Consider the following 4,261-nt stretch of genomic DNA (forward strand, 5'->3'; position numbering starts at 1 on the left):
GTTCCGTGGTGTCCTTCATCGGTGATGGTGCCTACGACCGGGCTCAGGGATCCCCTCATTCTATACTGCTTTTTGCTTACCGGCCACCTGCTTCAACTTGCTCAAGCTGATTCTGTTCTTTCAGCAGCGCGGCTTCACCGTGAGATAATCGATTTGGTGGCGACGGCCCTTCTTCGACCTCTGAACGCATGATGGCTAACGTGCTGATTTGCCAGGATTAAAATGAGGGGATCCTTGAGACGACCGGGACGATGTCTATGCTGAGGTCGAGGAGCGTCATCCGGATGCTGACGTCATCGTGCCGCCACGCGCGAACGCGGTGCCGAGCGACGCTGCTGAGGCCACACCGACGCGGCGGGACGTGCATCTGCGATGCATTGCCGAGCGCGGTCGCATGGGCTGGCAGCGAGCATCGGGATACAACTCGCGTGCTCTGGTGGAGGCTGATGTCTCGCGCTGGAAACACGTCATCGGTGACGGGCTTCGGTCGCAAACCGACGGTCGGCAAGCAACCGAAGTGGCTATCGCGGCGAACGTCCTGAACCGGATGCTGGATCTCGGAAGGCCGAAGTACATCCGGATCGCATGACCCCACACGGGGCAGGGGTCAATGCGTCCATACCGCCGACCGATGCAACACGATGCAGCCCTGGCCTTCACCTCACCTCGTCGAACCTGGCGCGAGCTCTGACAGAGCCGTATTGGTCACCTTAACACTTCGATCTGTGTAACAGCTGCCTGCACGGCTTGCGCGAGTGAAGTGTAGTTGAGAGGCTTGTGTCGCAGCAGAAGCGGCCCAGCACTTCCAACCTCTCGGCGCAGAGCCGCCAAGCCACCAGGAGGGGCCGAGCCCGTCACCACGAGAACCGGTAGCCCAGGCCGTTCGGCCCAGAGTGCGCGGATCAGCTCCTCACCACCGAGATCGGGCATTCGCAAATCGGTGATCAAAAGATCCAAAACGCTAATATATTGGGCAGCCGCGAGTGCTTTTCTACCGTCACTTGCCATCGTGACGGTATGGCCATCCGCTTCCAGGCAGTCTGCCAAAGCCATGGCAACTAGGGCTTCGTCCTCGGCCAGCAGGATCTGCAAGGTCATGAGCCGCCTCTCCGCAAAGCCGCTGAGCGGCCCACAGATTTCAGTTGTATATCGCAATGGTAGATCTAGGGCCGGATCAGCAACGTCATCGCACTTTTCCAATACTCAAGATTTATGGTCGGACTGGTCAGTGCGTAGTTTGAGATGCCGGCACGGCCATGTCGCGCTCGGGAGAAGCGACATTAGTGCAGCGGAAGACGCTGCCGCGGTGTGAAGTCCACCACCTTGCCATCTGCGGCAGCGGGGACGGATAGCTGGAGCACCTCGGCCACCTTGCACGCCAGTGCCTCGCGCGAGAATGGCTTGCCGATCAGGTGAACTCCATCGTCGAGCCGGCCGTGATGCACGATAGCGTTCTCGGTATAGCCCGACATGAACAGAGTACGTACCGTCGGCCGGACCTCAGTGACACGCCGGGCCACCTCGTGGCCCTTCATTCCACCCGGCAGTACAACGTCAGCCAGCAGCAGGTCCAGCTTGGCCCCGCTCTCCCCGAACACCCGCAGCGCCTCCGGGCCACTCCCTGCCTCCAGCACGCAATAGCCGAGGTCGCGCAGGATGGCCGCGGTGATGTCGCGAACGCTGGGTTCATCCTCCACGACGAGCACGGTGGCCGAGCCCCGCGGTAGCTCCACGGGTGTACCCGGCCGCGGTAGCGCGGACGAGGTGACGCCGAACGCCCGCGGCAGGTAGAGCCGCACTGTCGTGCCCTCTCCAGGCTCCGAATAGATCTTCACATGTCCGCCCGATTGCTTGGCGAAGCCGAACACCATGGGCAAGCCAAGGCCGGTCCCCTTGCCCACGTCCTTGGTCGTGAAAAACGGCTCGAATACCCGCGCCAGAACCTCCGGTGACATGCCGATGCCGGTATCGGAGACGGCGAGCATGACATAGTCACCTGGGCTGACCTCGGTGTGCTGGCGAGCGTAATCCGTGTCCAACACCTTATTCGCCACCTCGATCGTGAGCCGCCCACCGTCCGGCATGGCGTCGCGGGCATTCAGAGTGAGGTTGAGCAGCGCGCTCTCGACTTGCGTCGCGTCCACCATGGCAGGCCACAGCCCGGCCGCGTCCACCACTTGCACCTCGATATGTTTACCGAGCGTCCGTTGCAGCAGGTCTGACATGCCCAGCAGGGTCGCCGAGAGGTCGATCGGTGCCGGGGCGAGTGGCTGGCGCCGTGCGAAGGCGAGGAGTTGCTGGGTCAGTGAGGCGCCTCGTTTGGCGCCCCAGATCGCCCGCTCAATGCGCGGGAGGATGGGGCTGTCTGCCTCGATGCATCGCTTGGCGAGTTCAAGGCTCCCCAGCACCACAGCAAGTAAGTTATTGAAGTCATGCGCGATGCCGCCTGTCAGCTGGCCCATGGCCTGCATCCGCTGTGCCTCCCGGGCAGATGTCTCCGCGCGGACGCGCTCAGTGATGTCGGTCACCATCACGACGTAGCCGCCGGGCATCACCGTACGGCGGAACTCCAAGCTGCGCCCGTCCGAATCCCGGGTGCGCTCGTAAACCACTGGCTCGCCCGTCGCGCGCCCGCCACGGCCGTGGCGTATCTGATCTTCCGTCTCCAATACCAGGCCACCACCGCCGACCTCAGCGGTCCATGTGGCAATCTCTCTATACGTCACCCCCTGCCGCATCATGGCCTCGGGCAGGGCGAGCAGGGTTGGAAAGCACTCATTCCAGCGCAGCAGGCGATGATCAGTGCCGAATACGCCCATCCCCTGGCTGATGCAGTCGAGCGATGCGCGTAGCTGGACGGCCAGCATGCGCTGCTCGACCTCGGAGCGGCTGAGCTTGTCGCGCGCTGCCGCGAGGAGGCGGGCGGAGAAGGCGAGGAGACAGAGAGCAAGGCTGAACGCACCAAACGTCATCCAGCGGGTCCGGGTGCCGGCACGGTTCGCCGCGGTGGTGCGAGCCTCGAGTAGTCGGTCCTCCTCCGCCACGACGTCATCGAGAGCTGCCTCAATACCCACCGTGAGGTTGCGCCCGACATCGGTGTCGACGATGCGCAATGCCGCTTCTGGACCGACATCGCGGCGGATCTGAATGGTTTGGGCCAGCTCTTCCAACTTGTGCTGGATCGTAGAGGCCAGAGAGCGCAGTCGGTCCTGCTGCGCCGGGCTGCCGAGCGTCAAGCGCCGCAGGTCACCCTGCACAAGGGTGATCCGGTCGAGGGCGTCCCGATAGGGTTGGAGATAGTTCTCACGGCCGGTGAGCAAGAAGCCGCGTTGCCCGGTTTCCGCATCACGCACCGCAATCTTCAGGTCCTTGGCAACAGCCAGCACCTCGTAGGTGTGGCTCACCCACTCGCGTGCCTGGCGGGCAGTGACGAACTGGGTCCAGAGGAGGAAGCCGACAACGGCCAGCAGTAGCCCTACAGCCATCATGGCGGAGCGGTTCGCGCGGCGAGTGGCGGCGACTGGCAAGTGTCTGGTCCTTCCGGCAGCACCGTGCCCCGAGGGGGCTCAGCTATACCTATAAAACCAGCAATGGATGTTTAACCAAACGTATACGATCCAGACTAGAAATTCATCCCAATCAGCGGATAATTAAGGCGCGCCGGAGGACAGCCAAAGCGCACCCGAAGCCGAGCGTGTAGAGGGCGTTGAGAAAGTTCGTGGTGCCCGCGGCGGCGGCGGCCTACTGCTCCCAGGCCGGCACGCCGGGGTGGTCGTGGCGGAGCGCCGCGCTGGCGGCGACCAGCAGCAGCGTGTGCAAGGGCTTGGTGCGCTCGGCCGCGAGCCGCTCGGGCGGCGTGCCGGAGGCGTGGGCGGCGAGCGAGGCGGCGAGCACGCCTCCAAAGGCCACGCGGGCCTCGCCCGCGACGAACACGAAGTGCCAAGTGAAACGGCCCGAAGTCATTTTGATGGTGTGGACGCCTCCCCTGGTGGTTGCTCAACGCCTCCACCTTGGCACATCGATGCCGTCGAGGGCGCCCACACCATCAAAGTGCATGCAGACCCTCAGCCGGAGAAATGTTCGGCTGCAATCCAGTTTCTTGCGGAGAATTCCATTCTCCGGCATGCGTTATAACGTCTTTGTTAGCTGTGGTCCTCCGATCGCCATGGTTAAAAACCGCACCGCCGCAATGCGCGAAACTGGCTCTGTTGCGACGGCGCCTGTGCAGAAGGGCCAGTCTGCACATCGCGAAGGCTGAGTT

General features: G+C 63.2%; 4 protein-coding genes. 1 reads left to right on the top strand and 3 read right to left on the bottom strand.

All coding sequences use genetic code 11. From position 1 onward, the window contains the following. Positions 1-298 precede the first annotated feature (298 nt). Complete coding sequence (locus Q7A36_RS38610; protein ID WP_305109103.1) at positions 299-589, top strand: hypothetical protein; 291 nt, start codon at positions 299-301, stop codon at positions 587-589. Positions 590-705: 116 nt separating this feature from the next. Here Q7A36_RS38610 and Q7A36_RS38615 read toward each other — a convergent pair whose 3' ends face one another. The 3 genes from Q7A36_RS38615 to Q7A36_RS38625 all read right to left on the bottom strand — a co-directional run bounded on the left by Q7A36_RS38615 (position 706) and on the right by Q7A36_RS38625 (position 3,963). Further along, complete coding sequence (locus Q7A36_RS38615) at positions 706-1,098, bottom strand: response regulator (protein ID WP_305109104.1); 393 nt, start codon at positions 1,096-1,098, stop codon at positions 706-708. A 182-nt stretch (positions 1,099-1,280) separates the two neighbouring features. After that, positions 1,281-3,527 (bottom strand): CHASE3 domain-containing protein, encoded by a 2,247-nt coding sequence (locus Q7A36_RS38620; RefSeq protein WP_305109105.1) that lies wholly within the window; start codon positions 3,525-3,527, stop codon positions 1,281-1,283. A gap of 214 nt (positions 3,528-3,741) precedes the next feature. Continuing rightward, on the bottom strand, positions 3,742-3,963 hold the full coding sequence (locus Q7A36_RS38625) for a nitroreductase family protein (RefSeq protein WP_305109106.1): 222 nt from the start codon (positions 3,961-3,963) through the stop codon (positions 3,742-3,744). Positions 3,964-4,261 lie beyond the last annotated feature (298 nt).

Origin of the sequence: Paracraurococcus lichenis (assembly GCF_030657435.1) — a bacterium.
In the GTDB taxonomy this organism is placed as follows: Bacteria; Pseudomonadota; Alphaproteobacteria; order Acetobacterales; family Acetobacteraceae; genus Paracraurococcus; species Paracraurococcus lichenis.